Origin of the sequence: Hymenobacter sp. BT18, from assembly GCF_012273015.1 — a bacterium.
GTDB lineage: Bacteria > Bacteroidota > Bacteroidia > Cytophagales > Hymenobacteraceae > Hymenobacter > Hymenobacter lutimineralis.
Window position 1 is genome coordinate 4,508,326 of record NZ_CP050954.1, and the last position, 18,554, is coordinate 4,526,879.

17 protein-coding genes are annotated in these 18,554 nt (G+C 60.1%); 10 read left to right on the forward strand and 7 right to left on the reverse strand.

Going from position 1 to position 18,554, the window contains the following annotated elements:
• Window position 1: 1 nt before the first annotated feature.
• From HER32_RS19345 to aroQ, 5 genes are all read right to left on the reverse strand, one after another.
• The gene (locus HER32_RS19345; RefSeq protein ID WP_168683053.1) at window positions 2–1,087 is read right to left on the reverse strand and encodes an acyltransferase family protein; all 1,086 of its coding nucleotides are present in this window, start codon (window positions 1,085–1,087) and stop codon (window positions 2–4) included.
• Entirely contained in the window at window positions 1,084–1,551 is a 468-nt protein-coding gene (gene rnhA / locus HER32_RS19350; protein ID WP_168683054.1) for a ribonuclease HI, read from the reverse strand. Before rnhA ends, HER32_RS19345 begins: the two co-directional genes overlap by 4 nt.
• 139 nt (window positions 1,552–1,690) lie before the next feature.
• The gene (locus HER32_RS19355) at window positions 1,691–2,254 is read right to left on the reverse strand and encodes a MarC family protein (RefSeq protein WP_149071664.1); all 564 of its coding nucleotides are present in this window, start codon (window positions 2,252–2,254) and stop codon (window positions 1,691–1,693) included.
• A gap of 192 nt (window positions 2,255–2,446) precedes the next feature.
• On the reverse strand, window positions 2,447–3,511 hold the full coding sequence (locus tag HER32_RS19360) for an aminotransferase class V-fold PLP-dependent enzyme (RefSeq protein ID WP_168683055.1): 1,065 nt from the start codon (window positions 3,509–3,511) through the stop codon (window positions 2,447–2,449).
• Between the two features lie 128 nt (window positions 3,512–3,639).
• Entirely contained in the window at window positions 3,640–4,086 is a 447-nt protein-coding gene (aroQ, locus tag HER32_RS19365) for a type II 3-dehydroquinate dehydratase (RefSeq protein ID WP_149071662.1), read from the reverse strand.
• Window positions 4,087–4,283: 197 nt separating this feature from the next.
• On the opposite strand from aroQ, the gene xerD reads away from it, so the two are divergent.
• The 9 genes from xerD (at window position 4,284) to HER32_RS19410 (ending at window position 16,269) form a co-directional block, all read left to right on the forward strand.
• On the forward strand, window positions 4,284–5,183 hold the full coding sequence (gene xerD / locus HER32_RS19370; RefSeq protein ID WP_149071661.1) for a site-specific tyrosine recombinase XerD: 900 nt from the start codon (window positions 4,284–4,286) through the stop codon (window positions 5,181–5,183).
• Window positions 5,184–5,259: 76 nt separating this feature from the next.
• Window positions 5,260–6,981 carry a DUF6044 family protein gene (locus tag HER32_RS19375; RefSeq protein WP_262888177.1) on the forward strand — a complete coding sequence of 574 codons (1,722 nt, stop codon included), beginning with the start codon at window positions 5,260–5,262 and terminating at the stop codon, window positions 6,979–6,981.
• 113 nt (window positions 6,982–7,094) lie between these two features.
• Complete coding sequence (locus tag HER32_RS19380; RefSeq protein WP_168683057.1) at window positions 7,095–10,013, forward strand: FtsK/SpoIIIE family DNA translocase; 2,919 nt, start codon at window positions 7,095–7,097, stop codon at window positions 10,011–10,013.
• A gap of 134 nt (window positions 10,014–10,147) precedes the next feature.
• On the forward strand, window positions 10,148–10,792 hold the full coding sequence (locus tag HER32_RS19385) for a LolA family protein (protein ID WP_149071658.1): 645 nt from the start codon (window positions 10,148–10,150) through the stop codon (window positions 10,790–10,792).
• A 132-nt stretch (window positions 10,793–10,924) separates the two neighbouring features.
• The gene (locus tag HER32_RS19390) at window positions 10,925–12,217 is read left to right on the forward strand and encodes a DUF2851 family protein (protein ID WP_168683058.1); all 1,293 of its coding nucleotides are present in this window, start codon (window positions 10,925–10,927) and stop codon (window positions 12,215–12,217) included.
• On the forward strand, window positions 12,214–13,488 hold the full coding sequence (locus tag HER32_RS19395; protein ID WP_168683059.1) for a hypothetical protein: 1,275 nt from the start codon (window positions 12,214–12,216) through the stop codon (window positions 13,486–13,488). The genes HER32_RS19390 and HER32_RS19395 overlap by 4 nt, the downstream gene beginning before the upstream one ends.
• Window positions 13,489–13,566: 78 nt before the next feature.
• Window positions 13,567–14,199 carry a NeuD/PglB/VioB family sugar acetyltransferase gene (locus HER32_RS19400; RefSeq protein WP_168683060.1) on the forward strand — a complete coding sequence of 211 codons (633 nt, stop codon included), beginning with the start codon at window positions 13,567–13,569 and terminating at the stop codon, window positions 14,197–14,199.
• Between the two features lie 76 nt (window positions 14,200–14,275).
• Window positions 14,276–15,232, forward strand: coding sequence for a rhodanese-related sulfurtransferase (locus tag HER32_RS19405; RefSeq protein ID WP_168683061.1), 957 nt, complete (start codon window positions 14,276–14,278; stop codon window positions 15,230–15,232).
• Window positions 15,233–15,396: 164 nt separating this feature from the next.
• The gene (locus HER32_RS19410; RefSeq protein WP_168683062.1) at window positions 15,397–16,269 is read left to right on the forward strand and encodes a nucleoside phosphorylase; all 873 of its coding nucleotides are present in this window, start codon (window positions 15,397–15,399) and stop codon (window positions 16,267–16,269) included.
• A gap of 185 nt (window positions 16,270–16,454) precedes the next feature.
• On the opposite strand, the gene HER32_RS19415 is transcribed toward HER32_RS19410, so the two are convergent.
• Entirely contained in the window at window positions 16,455–16,754 is a 300-nt protein-coding gene (locus HER32_RS19415; protein WP_168683063.1) for a hypothetical protein, read from the reverse strand.
• A 258-nt stretch (window positions 16,755–17,012) separates the two neighbouring features.
• Entirely contained in the window at window positions 17,013–18,023 is a 1,011-nt protein-coding gene (locus tag HER32_RS19420) for an acyl-CoA reductase (RefSeq protein ID WP_168683064.1), read from the reverse strand.
• A gap of 149 nt (window positions 18,024–18,172) precedes the next feature.
• On the opposite strand from HER32_RS19420, the gene HER32_RS19425 reads away from it, so the two are divergent.
• Window positions 18,173–18,523: a 4Fe-4S binding protein gene (locus tag HER32_RS19425; protein WP_149071650.1), complete on the forward strand. Its 351-nt coding sequence runs from the start codon at window positions 18,173–18,175 to the stop codon at window positions 18,521–18,523.
• The last annotated feature ends 31 nt before the right edge of the window (window positions 18,524–18,554 follow it).

Here is an 18,554-nt window from a genome sequence, read left to right on the forward strand (position 1 = left end):
TCTACTTAGAAAGCGCCGCTTGCGTGAGCCAGCGGTGAACAGGTTTCTCAACCAGGTAATGCAGCGCAACGGCTGCTGTAACCAGCAGCAAGAAGAGTGAGAGAACCGCCGGCAGTTGGGGCACATGCCGGTGCAGCCGGCCCTGGATAAAATCGGCTACTACGCTCAGGTGCAAGAGGTAGAAAGCGTAGGAGCTGCGCCCCAGCACCTGCAGAGGCCGGCTGCTGAGCACCTGGCTAAGCCAACTGGGCTCCGTAGTCAGGCCGTAGAGTAACAGTCCCGTGGCCCAGGGCAGTCCCCAGTTATTGAGGGCCATTCCCGGCCAGGTGTCGATGGCTGCGGCTACCCCATAGTGCCGGGCAATGCCCATCAGCAAGCCCACAACCAAGGTGCTCAGCAGCAAGCCCCAGTGGGTGGCCCGGGCCAGGCGGCCAGCGGGTAGCAGGGCGAAGGCGGCGCCAACGAGAAACTCCGCGCTACGCCCAAAAAACGTGACCATCAGCGTAAAGTGCGGAGTTTCCAGCCAGCCTATGGGGCGCAGGAGGGCGCTTAAGCCCAAACCCAGCAGAACCAGCGCGAGGACGCAGCCCGCCCAAATGCGCGGGGTGAATCGGTGGGCCAGCCAGAACAGGACGGGCAGCAGCAGGTAGAAGCATTCTTCCACCGTGAGCGACCAGGCTGGTCCGATACCCGTCAGGTGCCACCGGTGAGAGAAGCCCTTCAGCAGGGAAATATTGAGCAGATACTCGGGCCACCAAACAGCCGGCCTTAATCCCTTAAGCGCGGGGTGAAAAAGGAACTGAAGAGTGGTGAGGAGAAAAAACAGCGGGTAGATGCGCGCAAAACGCCGCTGCCAGAAGCGCCGGGCTCCCGGCCAGGGTGCGGCGTAGTAGAGGCGGCAAAGCAGAAAACCACTCAGGGTAAAAAACAACGATACGCCGAGGTTTAGCTGGCTGGCCAGGGCCCGCCAGGCGCCCTCCAGGCCCGGGGGCAGCCACCCCGCCGCGGTGCGGTAGTGAAACAGAAACACCAGCAGCGCCGCCACGGCCCGAAAGCCCGTCAGGGCCGGCAGGTACCCGCGGTTCATGCCCGCTGCGACTCCAGCAGCTCGTAGCCCTCGTCGATGAGCAGCTTGCCTTGCGTGGCACTCCAGACGGCCAGCTGGTCGCACCGCTCGTTCTCGGGGTGGCCGTTGTGGCCGCGCACCCACTTAAACTGCACTTTGCGCTGGCGGTGTATCTTCAGAAAGCGCCGCCAAAGGTCCTCGTTGGCTTTCTTGCCGAAATCCGGCTTCTGCGCCCAACCAAATACCCAGCGCTTCTCCACCGCATCTACCACGTACTTGGAGTCGGTAACCACGGTAATAGGCAGCTCAGGGCGCGTAATGGCTTCTAATCCTACAATCACGGCCAGTAACTCCATGCGGTTGTTGGTGGTCAGCCGAAAGCCCTGGGTAAGCTCTTTCTCGTGCTGGCCAAAGCGCAGAATGGCCCCATACCCACCCGGGCCGGGGTTGCCGCGGGAAGAGCCGTCGGTAAATAAGTAAATCAATTCGGATGTGGGGAATGTGAGAAATGTGGGGAATGTGAAAAACGGAGCGAATGTGGTGCAGAATCAGCGCTGTCGGTTACTTCAGCCTGGCATTTCATTCTGCACATTCTCCCGCATTTCTCACATTTTCCACATTCAATTAAAAGTTCTGTTTGAACAGCTTGATGGCAATGGCCAGCAGGATGACGCCAAAGACGCGGCGCAGGATGTCCTCACCGGCTTTGCCCAGCTTCCGCTCAATCCAGGCCGAGCTTTTGAGCACCAGGTACACGAACACGAGGTTGGCTACAATGCCTACCAGCACGTTGGGTAGAGAGTATACCGCGCGCAGGGAGAGTAGCGTCGTCATGGTGCCGGCGCCCACAATGAGAGGGAAAGCCAGCGGCACAATGGAGCCCGTGCCCGAGGCTGTGGGGTTGTGCCGGAAAAGCTCCACGCCCAGGATCATTTCCATGCCGATGAGGAAGATGATGATGGAGCCCGCCAGCGCAAACGACTGCAAATCCACGCTGAACAAAGCCAGAATGCTTTGCCCCAGAAACAGGAAAGCCACCATCAAGATGCCCGCCACCAGCGTGGCCAGCTCCGAGTTGATGCGCCCCTCGCGCTGCCGGATCTGAATGATAATAGGGATGGAACCCAGGATATCAATGATGGCAAACAGCGTGAGGGTGACGGAGGTAATTTCCTTCAGGCTAAACATGGACCGCAGATGCTAACGGATGAATGAACGGATGAAACGGAGGGGAGGGGGCCGGGCCCGGTTACGGTAATCAACGCAGTACGCCAGCTAGGGCTTGCGCTTATGGAAATGCGGCTCGTAGCAAAAACGGCCATCCGTTTCATCCGTTCTGCCCATCTGTTTCATCCGTTTTTCCATCCGTTCCATCCGCGGCTAAGCGAATTCCTTGGCGAAAAACTGCACCAGCTGCTCGAAGGCTTCGTCGGGGATGGCCGGGAAGTTGGCAATGCGCAGGGACCCGGATTTCCAGCTGCCGTAGCCGTTGCCCAACTGCAGGCCCTGGGCCAGGGCCCGGCGCTTCACCTCATCGATAAGGGCAGGCGCACCCTGCAAGCCGATGACGGTGGTAGAGCGCGTTTCGGGGTTCTGCACCAGCGGAGTGAGCTGGGTGGCCTGGTCGAAGTAGTCGTAGAGCTTGGTGGCGCGCTCGGTCATGTGCTGGTGCACAGCCTTGATGGGGGCGCGCTCCTGCAGCATGCGGCTCAGCAGGTAGATGCCCAGCACGTTCGGGGTATAGTTCGTCTGGAAGTTGAGCATCTTCTCGTACTGGTGCACGAGGCTGTTGTAGTGGGCCCGCTCATTGATTTTGCGGAACCGCTCTACCGCCCGCGGCGAGAGCAGCATCACCGACAGCCCGGCGGGCAGCCCGAAGCACTTCTGCACCGAGCCGTACCAGATATCAGCTTTGATGTACTTGAGCTGAATACCGGCCAGGGAAGAGGTAGCATCCACCGCCAGTAGGGCATTGCTGGGCAGGCGGTTGAACAGGTTCAGGATAAACCCGTCGCGCAGCTGGGTGGCGTTGCTGGTTTCGTTTTGGGTAATGCAGACCAAATCCGTCTGCAGGTCCATGGGCAGCTTGCTGATGTCGGGCAGTTCATCGAGGCCAAACGTGACGGCCGAGGAAGCCGGGCGCAGGGCCTTGGCGTACTCAAACCATTTCTCGCCAAAAGCGCCGTTGTACACGTGCAGGCTTTTGGTGGGCGTCAGGCTTTGGGCCAGCACCTCCCAGCACTCCGTGGCCGAGCCCATCAGGAACACGGTGTAGTCCTGGGGCACGTTGAGGCGCGTTTTGAGGTCGGTTACCGTTTGGCGCAGCAGGGTCGTGAACCGCTCGCCGCGGTGCGGGGCCGAGAGCCAGCCCTCATCGAAGGCGTCCTGCAAGTACTGGCGCACCTGCGGATAAACTGCTGCCGGGCCCGGATTGAATGTATACATAGGTGAAGAAGTCAGAAGGAAGGAAATACAAAGGTAGGAGCCTAAGGTGCTAATGTGTTTCGAATGTGCTGATGTGCTAATCGAGAACAATCATTAGCACATCAGCACATTCGAAACACATTAGCACATTAAACTTTAAACCCCACGCGCTTGGGGCGCAGGCCGTCGAAGTAGTGCAGGGCCAGTTTGTAGCTTTCGAGCTTGAAGCCGGCAATACTGCCCACGCAGTTGCGGCCGATCAGGCTTTTCTGGCGAAACTCCTCCCGGGCGTGCAGGTTGCTCAGGTGCACTTCTACCACCGGTGTGTTGATGGCGGCCACGGCATCGGCCAGGGCCACGCTGGTGTGCGTGAAGCCCCCGGCATTCAGCACCACGCCGTGGTAGGTGAAGCCTACTTCGTGCAGCTTGTCAATCAGCTCGCCCTCGTGGTTGCTCTGAAAATATTCGAGGGTGAGGTGCGGGAAGGCTTCGCGCAGCTCGGGCAGGTAGTCTTCGAAAGAGCGGGAACCGTAGATGCCTGGTTCGCGGTGGCCCAGCAGGTTCAGGTTCGGGCCGTTGAGCAGGAGAAGTTGCATAGCGTAGGGGAGAAGCCGAAGAAAACCACCCGCCCGCGCAAGGCCGGGTAGCGGAGGTAAAGGTCGTAGAACGTTGGCAGAAGGCAGAATACTTTTCGGTGCCAGTAGAAAATTCTGTGCGGGCGGGTTTGTTGTCCGACCTTTGCCCGGCAGCATCCTGCTGTTTCCACCCCAATCACCGCGCTGGCGGCTTCTGCGTGAACTGGTCCATCTACCAAAAGCAATTCGACGGCTACCTGCGGCTGGAAAAATCGTTGTCGGGCAACTCCGTGGAAGCCTACAGCCGCGACGTGCAGAAGCTGCGGCAGTTTCTGGCGCTGCGCCAGCTCACGCTGCGGCCGCAGGAAATAGGCCCGGAGCTGCTGCGGGAGTTTCTGGCCTGGCTGGGGGAGCTGGAGCTGAGTGCCACCTCCCAGGCCCGCACGCTTTCGGGGCTGAAGGCATTTTTTCACTTCCTCATCATGGAAGACCAGCTAAGCATCGACCCCACCGACACGCTGGAAGCCCCCAAAACCGGCCGCAAGCTCCCCGATACGCTGAGCTACCAGGAGATAGTACAGCTGCTGGAGTCCATCGACCTGAGTACCAACGAGGGCACCCGCAACCGGGCCATCCTGGAAGTGCTGTATTCCTCGGGCCTGCGCGTGAGCGAGCTGACGGAGCTGCGCCTCTCCAACGTGTACGCCGAGGACGGCTTCGTGCGCGTAACGGGCAAAGGCAACAAAGAACGCCTCGTGCCCATTGGCGGCGACGCCCTTAAGCACCTGGGCTTTTACCTGAGCGGAGTGCGCTGCCACCTCGACATCCAGCCGGGTCACGAGGACCACGTGTTCCTCAACAAGCGCGGCACCAAGCTTTCCCGGGTGATGATTTTCAACATCATCAAAGCCGCCGCCGATAAAGCCGGGGTGCGCAAGAGCATCAGCCCCCACACGTTCCGCCACTCGTTTGCCACCCACCTCATCGAAGGCGGAGCCGACCTGCGGGCAGTGCAGGAAATGCTGGGCCACGAAAGCATCACCACCACCGAAATCTACACCCACCTCGACCGGGACTACCTGCGCCAGGTTATCACGGAGTTTCATCCGCGCAGCTAGCTGGCCGGAAGTAGTCAGTCGCCAGGGCAAAGGGCGGGGGTTAGGTTGCGGACGTTGAAGCGCTAATTTTGTCGCAGTGTTTCCGTTCCCGCGTTTATTTCTGCGTCGTTTGTGGGCCTCGCCGTTGCTATGGGCATTGGTGGCACTGGCAGTATTGCTGCTGCCCCTGTGGGTGCTAGGCCCTCAAACCTATATCACCCTCGACGACAACCTGGATGCCGAGCTAGCCGGACCCTACCTGCTGGCGCGCACGGGCACGGCCTTGAACTATGGAGCCCACACCGTGCTGCCGCAGATCATGAATGGCCTGCCGCGCAACGCCTTGCGGCCGGGCCTGAGCGTGACGGTAGCGTGCTTTGAGCTGCTGCCACCGCTGCCAGCCTATTTGCTGAACATGGTGCTGGTACGGGTGGCGGGCTTGCTGAGTATGTACGCGCTGCTGCGCTGCTGGCTGCTGCCGGCCCGGGAGCAGCGGGCCTTGGCGGCAGGGGTTGCCTTGAGCTGGGCCATGCTTCCGCTGTATTCGATGTATGGCCTGTCGGTGCTGGGGCAGCCGGCGGTGCTGCTGGCCGTGCACACCTTGCGCGGGCCAAAGCCGGTCCTCTGGCCCTGGCTGTTGCTGGCGTTGTTTCCGCTGTGGTCGAATCTAGTGCTGGCGGGGGTATTCGTGCTGGTAGGAGCGGGCGGCTACCTGGCTTGGACTGACTGGCAGCAGCGCCGCTTAAGCTGGCGCGCCTGGCTGGGGTTGGGCTTGCTGGCCGTGAGCTACGGCGTGGTGGAGTTTCCGCTGCTGTATTCCTTGCTCCGGCACCAGTTTGTGCCCCACCGCACGGAGTTTGATTTGCTGCAACTGGCCCCGGCCACGCTACTGTCGCAAGTGCGCGGTACTCTAATGTTTGGTCTGATGGGGCAGTACCACAGCAGCCTGTTCTTCCGGGGGCTGCTCTTACTGACGGTGCTCCTGGCTTGGTGGCAGGCCCGCCTGCAGCGCCGGGCTTTCCCTGCGCGGCCGGTTATACGCTTGCTCGTGATGCTAACCTTGCTGGCTGGGTTCTGCGGCTTTTACCCCAGCCTGCTGGGGGCGCTACAAGGCGGGCTGCCTTTCCTGCGGGCGTTCAACCTTACGCGCTTCCACTTTCTCACGCCGCTGCTGTGGGTGGTGGTGTGGGTGCTGGCCCTGCGTACGCTGCCCGCCGCGCGGGTGCGCTGGGCGCTGGTAGTAGCCCAGCTCCTGGTGGTGTTGCTCATGCACCGCGAGTGGACCCTGAATCTGCGGCAGCTGCTGGGGCGCCCGGCCGCTGCCGAGCCTAACTACCAGCAGATGGTGGCCCCCGCGTTGTTTACCCGCGTGCAGCAAGCCCTTCAGGTTCGTAGCGGCCAGGCGCCTGCGGGCTACCGCATTGCCTGCCTGGGCCTGCCCCCGGCCGTGGCTCAGCTCAATGGCTTCTACACCCTCGACAGCTACCAGAACAATTACCCGCTCCCGTACAAGCATCAGTTTCGGCGGCTCATTGCCGGGGAGCTAAGTAAAAGCCCGCAATTACGCACATACTTCGATGCCTGGGGCAACCGTTGTTACCTGCTGGCGGCGGAGCTGGGCAAAAACTTCCGGGTGCCGGCCAGTCACGCCCCCATTCAGGATTTTGCCTTTGATGCCGCTACCTTTAAGCAGTTGGGGGGGCGCTACGTGGTTTCGGCGGTAGCCCTGGCCCACCCGGCCCGCAGTGGTTTACAACGAGTAGGAGACTTTGCTGATGCCACTGCCTACTGGCATCTGTATGTGTATGAAACGCTGTAGAATGCCCGCCCGCCGCAAGTCCACTCCCCGCGGATTGACCTTCCTTCCTAGCGGCAAAAAAGCCGGTTAAACGCCGGAAAAGCCGTAGATTTGATTTTCAGGTGTGATTTCGAATGGCTAAAAATACGTACAAACAACCCGCTGCGCCGGCTCCGCAGGCCGCCAATGCCCCCCGGCCGCCGCGCAACCAGCCGCGCCCGGCCCCCGAGGCTCCCCGGGAGTCCCGCCGGCCCGAGCCCCGGGCTACGAGCAAAGCGCCCAAGACGCCCCGTACCCCCGTGAAGCTGCCTTCCCTGGGCAACGTCTTCGGCTTCCTGCGCGACCGGCGGTTTCAGCTCTTTCTGGGCTTCTTCTTCCTGCTCTCTTCCATTTACCTGACCATAGCGTTCCTGTCGTTCCTGCTCACGGGCCACGCCGACCAAAGCGTGGTGCAAAGTGCCGGCACGACGCCGCTGCTGGTGGCAGGGCAGGAAACCGGCAACTGGCTGGGCCTGATTGGGGCTACGCTGGCGCAGTGGCTGATCTACCGCGGGTTTGGGGTGGCCGCCTTTGCCCTGATTCCCATAGTTTTCTTCCTGGGATATAAAATTGTTTTCCGCCGCCAGGATGTGTCGGTCAGCTATGTGCTGGCTTTGTGCCTGTTCACAATGGGCTGGCTGAGCGTGCTGCTGGGCTACGTGGTGCTGTCTCTCGAAGCCCCGGATGCCGACCCCGCCCTGGCCCACAGCCTCGACTTCCTGAGCGGAGGCATCGGCTACGAAGTGGCCCTCTGGCTCGACAGCCTGATCGGGTGGGGGACGGTGTTGCTGCTGGCCTTCCTGCTGATTTCGTTTGTGGTGTTCTTCTTCAACGTCACCACTCTAAACCTGCGCCGCCCCGAAAGCGAGGAAGAAGAAGTTGCTGCCAATCAGGTTTCTGCTTCTGACGCAAGCCGCAACCCGCAGGGCGTCAGTCGGGCTACTGCCCCGCTGCCCATGGATGAGGAGGAAGAAGACCCCGCACCGGCCATGACGCTCAAGCGCACCGGTCCGCTTGCCTCAGTAACCCCGAGTCCAACCGTCGCTCCTCAGGTCATGGAAGAGGAGGACGAGGAAGTAGAGCCTCCCTTTATCACCAGCGGCGCGGTGGCGGCTCCGGCAGTTGCCGCTTCGGTGCCGCTGAGCGTGGCGCCGGTGGCTGCTGCGGCCACCACGGCTGCCAGTGCCGCCGCCTTAAGCATGGGCGGCGCCATTGCTAAAGCAGCTGGCCCGGCCTTTTCTGTGGAAGCGCCGGCCCTGGAAGTCGCGCCGCCCACGCCCGCGCGGGTTCCCACGCCGCTGTCGTTGGCCGACCTGGCCGACAACGACGCTCCGCTACCGGCCCCCGCGCCGAAAGGCCCTTCGTTTGAGGTGGAAATACCCGTGGCTGCGCCCGCCCTCCAAATCGACCAAGACACGACCGAGCTGGACCCGGCCGCCGGGGCCGACATGGCCGCCATTGCCGATGAGGACGAGGATGCGGACGCCATGCCCAACGTAAACTACGACCCCACGCTGGACCTTTCCCGCTACCAATACCCCACGCTGGAACTGCTCAACGACTACGGCCAGGCCAAAGCCCAAGTCACCAAAGAAGAGCTGGAGGCCAACAAAGACCGCATTGTGGAGACGCTGGGGCACTACGGCATCAACATCGCCAGCATCAAAGCCACCATTGGGCCCACAGTTACGCTTTACGAAATTGTGCCCGATGCCGGGGTGCGGATTTCCAAGATCAAGAGCCTGGAAGATGACATTGCCCTGAGCCTCGCCGCCCTGGGTATCCGCATCATTGCGCCCATCCCGGGCAAGGGCACCATTGGTATTGAGGTGCCGAATACGAAGAAGGAGATGGTGAGCATCCGCTCGGTGTTTGCCACGGAGAAGTTCGCGCACACCGAAATGGACTTGCCCGTAGCCTTCGGCCGCACCATCACCAACGAGGTATTTGTGGCCGACCTGGCCAAAATGCCGCACTTGCTCATGGCCGGGGCCACGGGCCAGGGGAAATCGGTGGGCCTGAACGTGATTCTGGCTTCTCTGCTCTACAAGCGCCACCCCGCCCAGCTTAAGTTTGTGCTTGTCGACCCCAAGAAGGTGGAATTGAGCATCTTCAACAAGATTGAGCGTCACTTCCTGGCCAAGCTGCCGGATACGGAGGAGGCCATCATCACCGACACCAAAAAGGTGGTGAATACGCTCAACTCCCTGTGCATGGAAATGGACCGGCGCTACGACCTACTCAAGGATGCGGGCTGCCGCAACCTGAAGGAGTACAACCGCAAGTTTATTGAGCGCCGCCTGAACCCCAAGAAAGGCCACCGCTACCTGCCCTTCATCGTGCTGGTCATCGACGAGCTGGCCGACCTGATGATGACGGCCGGCAAAGAGGTTGAAACGCCCATTGCCCGCCTAGCCCAGCTGGCCCGCGCCATCGGCATTCACCTGATTGTGGCCACCCAGCGACCTTCGGTAAACGTAATTACCGGTATCATCAAGGCCAACTTTCCTTGCCGGATTTCCTTTAAGGTGACCAGCAAAATCGACTCGCGCACCATTCTGGATACCGGCGGCGCCGACCAGCTGGTAGGGCAGGGGGACATGCTGTTCTCGGCTGGCTCCGATTTGATCCGGGTGCAGTGCGCCTTTATCGATACTCCGGAAGTAGACCGCGTGTGTGACTTTATCGGCGAGCAGCAGGGCTACTCCGAGGCCTACATGCTGCCGGAAGTGCAGGGCGAATCGGGGACGGGCAATGGCGATGCGGAGGACTTCGACCCCGCCTCGCGCGACTCTATGTTTGAGGAGGCTGCCCGCGTAATCGTCACGCACCAGCAGGGCAGCACGTCCCTGCTGCAGCGGCGCCTGAAGCTAGGCTACAACCGCGCCGGCCGTCTGATCGACCAACTGGAGCACGCGGGCATCGTGGGGCCCTTCGAGGGAAGCAAGGCCCGCGAAGTTTTAATTCCGGATGAGTACAGTTTGGAACAGTTGTTGAATACCCTGCCCAAGTAAGCGCCTAACGTTGAGCTTCAGGGCAAAATGGCGGGCTTTTTCCGTGGTTTTATCCCTGGCCGGAGTTTGTCCGTATAGGAGCCGGCGGCGCTTTATCGGTATTCGTCCAAGACACCCCTCTCTCATTTTTCGCAATGAAAAAGTTTCTCGCCCTGCTTGCCCTGTCCGTGTCGCTTACGTCGGCCGCCTCAGCCCAGCAGGACCCCAAAGCCGCTAAGATTCTGGACCAGATGAGCGCCAAGTATCAGGCCATGAAAGCCTTCAAGGCATCCTTTACCCAGACGCTGGAAAACCCCACTGCCAAGGTGAAGGAAAACCTCTCGGGCGACATCACGGTGAGCGGCACCAAGTTTCGGCTGAAGATGAATGGCCAGGAGGTCATCAACAACGGCCAGACCATGTGGACGTACATGAAGTCGGAAAACGAAGTCAACATTTCCGACTACGAGCCCGACGACCAGGAAATTTCGCCTTCGCAGATTTATACACTGTATAAGAAGGGCTACAAGTACTCTTACGTGCAGGAAGGCAAGGAAGCCGGTGAGGCCGTAGACATCATTGAACTTTCCCCCGAAGACCGTAACAACGCCGTGTACAAGGTGCGCCTGTCGGTGAGCAAGAAAGACCGCTCGGTGAAAAGCTGGCAGATGTTCAAGAAGAACGGCAACCGCTACACCTTCCGCATCAGCAAGTTCACGCCCAACGTGCCGGTAGATGCCACCACGTTCACTTTCGACAAAGCCAAATACAAAGGCGTGAAGGTAATTGACCTGCGCTAACCCTTTTACTTGCCGAATTTACCGGCCCGCTTCCGCCTCGTGCGGGGGCGGGCCGGTTTGGTTTTGGGCTACTTGGTCAGTACTTTCCTTCCGGAAACTAGCGGAAATAGGTGTACTATAACTTAGCAACATATGCAGGAAGATTTTCTACATTATGTCTGGCAGCAACAGTATTTCGATAAAGCCAGTCTGCGCACCCAGGAAGGAGAGGAGCTGACGGTGCTGCGTCCCGGCTTCCGCCACCAGGAAGCTGGCCCCGACTTTCCCAGTGCCCGCCTCCGCATTGGGGAAGTAGAGTGGAATGGGGCCGTGGAAATCCACCTGCGCGCCTCTGACTGGTACCGCCACCAACACCAGCTGGACCTGCGCTACGACCAGGTTATCCTGCACGTGGTGTACACCGCCGACCAGCCCGTGCGCCGTTCCGATGGTAGCCTGATTCCCACTCTGGAACTGGGGCCGCGCATCGCGCCGGAACTGCTGTCCACCTATGAGGTCTTGCTGGCAGCTCCGGCGGCCACGTTGCCCTGCGCCGGCCTGCTGCCCCAGGCGCCCACCGTTACGCGCCTTTCCATGGTAGAGCGGGCATTGCTGGAGCGGGCCGAGCGCAAGGCCGATACGGTGTTGACCCTGCACGAGCAACTGCTGGGCGACTGGGAAGCCACCACCTGGCACGCGCTGGCAGCTGGTTTTGGCTTTCAGAAGAACACCGAGCCCTTGGCTCGACTAGCCAAGGCGCTGCCGCTGGCTGTGCTGCGCCGCCACCGCCATCAGCCCTTGCAAACCGAGGCGCTAGTGCTTGGGCAGGCCGGGTTTCTAGAGAGCCTGGAAGAACCTGACGACTACTCCACCGCATTGCAGCGGGAGTACGGCTTCCTGCGCCACAAGTACTCTTTAGCAGATACTGCCCTGCACGCCCACGAGTGGAATTTTCTACGGCTCCGCCCGGCCAACTTTCCCACGGTCTGGCTGGTGCAGCTGGCGGCGTTGCTGCACGCCCGCCCTACGTTGTTTGCGCCCCTGCTGGCCACCGATAAGGTGACGACGCTGGAAGCATTCTTTCGGGCGCCGCTGCCCGCTTACTGGCAGAACCACGCCCGGCCGGGCAAAGCCGGCAGCCTGGCTGAACTGGGCCGCAGTAGTGCCCATCTGCTCGTCAGCAACGTGGTGTTGCCCTTGCGGGTGGCGTATGCCCGGCACGTAGGGCAGCCCGAGCTGGCGGAGGAGGCCATTAACTTGCTCACGCAACTTCCCGCCGAGCATAACCACCTGCTGGCGCCGTATGAGGCGCTGGGCTTCGCCAACAAGTCGGCGGCCGACTCCCAGGGGCTGCTTACGCTACACCGGGCGTACTGCCAGCCCCGGCGCTGCCTGCATTGTGCCATTGGAAATCGTATTTTGCGCCAAAATACGCTCGTCTCTTGAAGCTACTGCTGGCCCTTGGGCTGAACCTTGCGCTGCTGGTATGGCTCAGCGGCTGGCTCCGTCAGCAAGCCAAAAGCCCGGCGGGTGCCTGGCTCTGGCCCACTCTTCTGCTGAAGCTGCTGGCAACCCTTGCGTCCGTGCTAGCCTTGTCGGCGGATGCGGCGTACTTTCAGCTGTGGGCGGGGCGCATGAACGAGCAAGCCTGGGCCAACCCACTAGCCTGGTTCCGGATGTTGCCTACCGATGCTTTTCACTTCGGTCCGCACCACCTGGTTTTTCACGGTCTCTCCAATACGCTGTTTCTGATAAAAGTCCTGTCAGGGCTGAATTTCGCCTCGGGGGGCCTTGTCTGGCTGAATGCGGGCTACCTCTCCCTTTTTCATTTTGTGGGCAGCTGGCGTTTGGTGCAAGCCCTGAGCCGGGCATTTCCCGGCACGCCCCCCGCCGCGCCAGTGGCGGCGCTGCTGCTATGGCCCAGCTGCGTCTACTGGACGTCGGGCCTCACCAAAGAAAGCCTACTGGTGGGCAGTGCGGCCTGGCTGACGGCCCTGGTGGTCGAGGAGCTCTACCCCCCTGCACCTGCCGGCCGCAAAAGTCGGCTACTAGCGGCGCTTGGTTTGGCCATTCTGGTATTTAAAATGCGCTTTTTCTTTGCTGTCTTCCTGCTTACGGGCTTAGGCACGGCAGTCGGCATTCGGGTGGGCCAGCACCTGGGCTTTTTGCGCCGCCGCTGGGCGCAGATGCTGGTACTGGCGGCCGTGGTAGGCGTAGGCAGCACCCTGGCTGGGGAGGTACTCCCGGCCTTTCGAGCCAACAAGTTTACCAGCCAGCTAATGCGCAACTACTCAGAGCTGGAAGCCGAATCCCGGGGGCGGCCCCACCTGGAGTACCCGCAGCTGAAGCCCACCCAAGCCAGCGTCGCGCAGCATGCGCCTGTGGCAGTCCTGAATTCGTTGACGCGCCCCTGGCTGGGGGAAAGCCGCCATTGGAAGTACCTGGCGGCCGGGCTGGAAAACCTGTTGTTGCTGGGGTTGCTGCTTACGGCTCTGGTAGCCGTGGCCCGCGGCCGGGCGGGCCAGCTGCCATTCACCCTGGTTATGGTGCTGCTGTTCTACTGCGTGGTCGTGGCCGTGCTCATTGGGCTGACCACGCCCAACCTGGGCACGCTGAACCGGTACCGCACCGCGTTTCTGCCGTTTCTGCTGCTGCTGCTGCTGCAAAACGACTACGCCGCCGCGTGGCTCCGGCGGCTTTCCTGGCCCAGACGATAGGGCGCTTGGCCGCCCTGCGAAAGGCACGTATCTTTGCGGTTTAGAAACCTGGCGGCAACTGCCGCTGTTTGCCTGCGCATGGAAAATCCTGTTATTATTCTTGGTGCCCAAACCATCGGCACGGCTGCCCTCGATGCTTTTCTCAGCAACGATGTGGTGGTATACTGCCTGCTCGACGACGATAAAGCCCTGCAGAATACGGAACTCAATAACGTGCCCATTATGGGCAATACCGACGACGCGCAGCTGCTGAAGCTGCTCGGCAAGAAGTGTGAGGTATTCGTGGCCACCGACGACACCGCCAGCCGCCGCAGCCTCACCAACATGTTGCACGAAGAGTACACGGTAGCGCCGGTCAATGCCATTCACGCCCGCGCCAGCGTATCGGAGCACGCCTGGCTGGGCCACGGCATTCTGGTAGGTGCCAACGCCGTGGTGGCCAGCACAGCCAAGGTGGAAAACGGCGTTATCATCGGCCCCAATGCCATAGTAGAGGCCAAGGTACAGGTAGGCGAGTATGCCCAGCTGGGCTCGGGCGCCATCCTGAATGCGGGGGTAGAAGTAGGGTCTCAGGCCTTTATCGGCTCCGGGGCAGTGGTGGTAGCCGGGGTGAAAATAGGGGCAAAGGCCCGGGTAGGAGCCGGCTCGGTGGTAGTAGCCGACGTAGCGGCTGGCCAGACGGTATTTGGCAACCCCGCCCAGAAGGTTTAATTACAAGTTGGGAGATAGGAGTGAAGAATTGCTGACTAACATTCCTCCTTCCTAACTTCTCATTCCTCATTGCATAATGGACTACCGCGTTCTGCTTTATTACTGCTACACGCCCATCGAAAACCCGGAACTGTTCCGGGAGGAGCACCATCGTCTCTGTCTGGGCCTGAACCTGCTCGGGCGCATTATTGTGGCACCAGAAGGCCTCAACGGCACGGTGTCGGGCCGCACGGCCGATTGCGAAGCGTATATGCAGGTCGTGAAGGCCGACCCGCGCTTTGCCGCGCTGGAGTTTAAAGTAGAGGAAGCCCCGGCCCATACCTTTCAGAAGCTGCACGTGCGGGTGAAGCCCGAAATCGTGCATGTAGGCCTGCCCCACATCAAGCCCTACGAGCGCACCGGCGTGCATTTGTCGCCTACCGAGTTTCGCGACCTGAAAGACCAGGACGACGTGGTGATTCTGGATGTGCGCTCCGACTACGAGCACCAGCTCGGGCGCTTTAAAAACGCCCTGACGCTCGACATCGAAAACTTCCGTGAGTTTCCTGAGAAGGTGCAGGAGCTGGAGCAGTACAAGGACAAAAAGATCCTGACGTACTGCACTGGCGGCATCAAGTGCGAAAAGGCTTCAGCGTTTTTGCTGGAACAGGGCTTCGAAAACGTGTACCAGCTGCACGGCGGCATTATCAAGTATGGTCTTGAGGCCGGCGGGGAAGATTTTGAGGGCAAGTGCTACGTGTTTGATGGCCGCGTGGCCGTGGATGTAAACAGCGTAAACCCAACCCTGATTTCCACCTGCCACCACTGCCATACGCCCTCGGCGCGCATGATCAACTGCGCCAACCCGCATTGCAACCTGCACGTGGCCATGTGCGAGGCCTGCGGCGAGCAGCTTGATGGGGCCTGTTCTACCGCGTGCCAAGAGCACCCGGCCAAACGACCCTACGATGGCACGGGTGCCTATCCCAAAGTCAGCAACAACTACAACCCCGAACAGGGCTTACTCTCGTATCGGGCTCCCAGCCTGAAATAGGGCAGCCTCTACCTGCCTTGCTTTTCCTGATGGCCCGGCTGCTGCCGGGCCATTATTTTTTGGCACTGGCATTCAGTTGCTAGAGCGAAAGAATTACGCACATTTTGGCCACTTGCTGCGTAATACGTAACTCGAATGTTTCCCCACTTTTTCCCGCCCTCCCCATGCCTATTCCCGAATCGGAGCTGATTTTGAACCGCGACGGCAGCGTGTACCATCTCAACCTGGTGCCCGACCATATTTCCGATACCATTATCACCGTGGGCGACCCGGACCGCGTACCCCTGATCAGCCAGCACTTCGACTCCATTGAAACCCAGATCCACAAGCGCGAATTCGTCACGCACGTAGGCTACTACCAGGGCAAGCGCCTGACCGTCATCAGTACGGGCATGGGCACCGACAACATCGACATTTTGCTTAACGAGCTGGATGCCCTGGTAAACATCGACTTTGTGACCCGGGAGGCCCGGCCCCTGGAAGAGCGAATTTCCTTGCGCATTGTGCGCGTGGGCACCAGCGGCGCCCTGCAGCCCGACATTCCCATCGGCTCCCACTTGGTGACGGAACACGGCGTAGGCCTCGACTCGCTGATGCAGTTTTACCCGCTGGTGGAAACCGGTCTGGAAGTGGAAGTAGCCACCGGCGTACAGCAGGCCCTGCAGCTGCCTTACCGGCCTTACTGCGTACGCGGCTCCGATTTGCTGCGTGAGCAGCTGGGCGCGGGCATGGTTGTGGGCAATACGCTCACCTGCCCCGGCTTTTACGGCCCCCAGGGCCGGGTGCTGCGCCTGGATCTGCGCCTGCCCGACCTGATTCAGCAGTTTCAGCAATTTCGCTACCACAGCGCCGAGGGGGAGTTCCGCCTCACCAACTTCGAGATGGAAACGGCCGGCTACTATGCCCTGGGCCGGATGCTGGGCCACGAGGTAGTCTCGCTCAATGCCATTGTGGCTAACCGCGCCACGGGCGAGTTTGCCACCAATGCCGACGACGTAGTAAACGATCTGATCCAGAAAACCCTGGACCGTATCTAGAGCTAACCGATTACCAAACGGCAAAGCGGCCTCAACCACGTGGTTGAGGCCGCTTTGCCGTTTATTGCAGCATGGCCACCTGACCAGCAGAGTGGCAACTAAACTGCCGAACCACGCAAAAAAGCGGCTCCCGGAAGACCAGGAGCCGCTTCTGCGTGCTGACATCGACTTGTCGTAGGAGAGCATTAAAGGAAGTCGATGCCCAGCACGCTACGCATGGGCAGGAAAGCCCCCGATTTTAGGGTAATGTATTCGGCGTCGTTGGCCCACACTGTGGTTTGGACCCGCTTGGTTTCCCCATCGGCCGTCTTGAAGTAGATATCTACTTTACCATGATAGCCGTTGCCAAGCGTAGTTGCGCGCTCCGCCGAGTAGCGGCGCAGGTTACGGGCATCGGGCGTAGCCAGGACATCGGAAACCGGGAAGTGCAACTGTTGAACAACTTCCTTGGAAATGATTTCTGGGTATTGTGCAAAATGTGTCATGGTGGGATGTTTGGGCGGTTTAGGTTTTAGTGCTAGTAAACTAGTTATTTGAAAACAATAAATCAAGTAGTATGTCGTAAAAAATCATATTTAACGATAGTGAATATTCGCTACGGTAATCATTTGGTAGTGCTATTGTCTCATTTTGATGTTGCATCGGCTTTTCCTGTTCTTATCCGACTGGTAAGGCAAAAGAATACCCCTGCCTACTACCAGATCAGGTAGCAGGGCAGGGGTACGGCCTAGAAAGATGCAGCGCTACAGGGCAGCCAGAAATGCCATGGTGTCTACCCCATCGGCGTAATCATCAACTGCCGGGTACTGAGCCCGACCCAGCGGAAAGCTGCCCGGATACAGTGCCCCCGCCGAAACAAGGCACTGCGTCCGTTCGGCAATATCGGTGAGCTTGTCGGCTAGGTCTACCTCGTGCTGGTAGGTGACGTAGTGCAGCACGGAAATAGGCGAAACCAGCTGGGGGCTTTCCGTGAGCAGCAGAAACCCACTATCGTAGTGCGGGACCTGGTTCACCAGCATAATGCTCTTATTGTAGTCGTAGTTATTTTGGTATTTGTGATGGTCAGCCACGCGGTGCCAGGGCTGCAGGGCATCGAGCAGGTCGGGGAAATGGTAGCCCTCGGGCACGTACAGGGAGCTGACGTTGCGGCAGCCCAGGCCATAGTAGCGGAAAATATCTTCGCCCAGCAGACCTAGCTCGTGCGCCGTTTCCCGGCCCGTAAGCACCGCCAGGGAGCTGCGGTTGCGCCGGATAATGTTGGGTTTCTTGCCGAAATAAAACTCGAAGTAGCGTGCCGTATTGTCGGAGCCCGTGGCAATAAAGGCGTCGGCGGCATTTAGGCGCTCTACCAGCTGGATGCGTTCTTCAAAGCGCGGCTCCAGCTGCGTCAGCTCCTGCAGCAGCCAGCGCATAAGGACGGTGTCATCGGCGCTGAGCTTGGCCAGCAGGGTGTGCCCGCTCAGCAACACGCACAAGGTGTCATGAAAACCCACCAGGGGAATGTTGCCGGCCATCACGACGCCCACCTGGCGCGGGGTCTCAGGCTCGGGGCGGTAGCGTCCGGCCCAGGTACGGAGTGTTTCTTCCTGGAGCATCTGCGCCACGCCCTTGAAGGCCGACGTGATGTTGGGCTGATCAAACCACGCATTCTGGTTGCGGGCCCGGGCTGCCAGAGAGGCCAGTTCATCGTCGGTAAGCTGCTGCAGGCGCTGGCCCAGGGCGACAAAAGCGGCAAGACGTTCGGCGTGATTCATAAAGGAAGGGAAGAGGAGAAACGGACTATTCAGCAAAAAACTCGCAAGAGTACGGGTTAGTTTCTACTTTTGCCCGGTTAGGTTGTAGGTAGCAAGCATCTATTGCCCCGCAATCTACGTTTACGCGTACCAAAAAAGGAGATACGGCTATGGCCATCATGATAACCGACGAGTGCATCAACTGTGGTGCCTGCGAACCGGAATGCCCAAATACTGCCATCTACGAGGGAGGAGCTAACTGGCGCTGGGCTGATGGCACGGCCCTGAAGGAAGTGACTGTGGACGGCGGGCAAACCGTAGCGGGCACCAGCCCACAAACGCCCGTTTCCGACGAGTACTACTACATCGTGTCGGACAAGTGCACGGAGTGCGTGGGCTTCCACGAGGAGCCCCAGTGTGCTGCCGTCTGCCCCGTAGACTGCTGCGTGGACGACCCCGACTACCGCGAGTCGCAGGATCAGCTGCTTAAGAAAAAAGAGTGGCTGCACGCCGAAGCCTAGGCGGCTGAACGGTTTTTCCGGGAGAAATTAC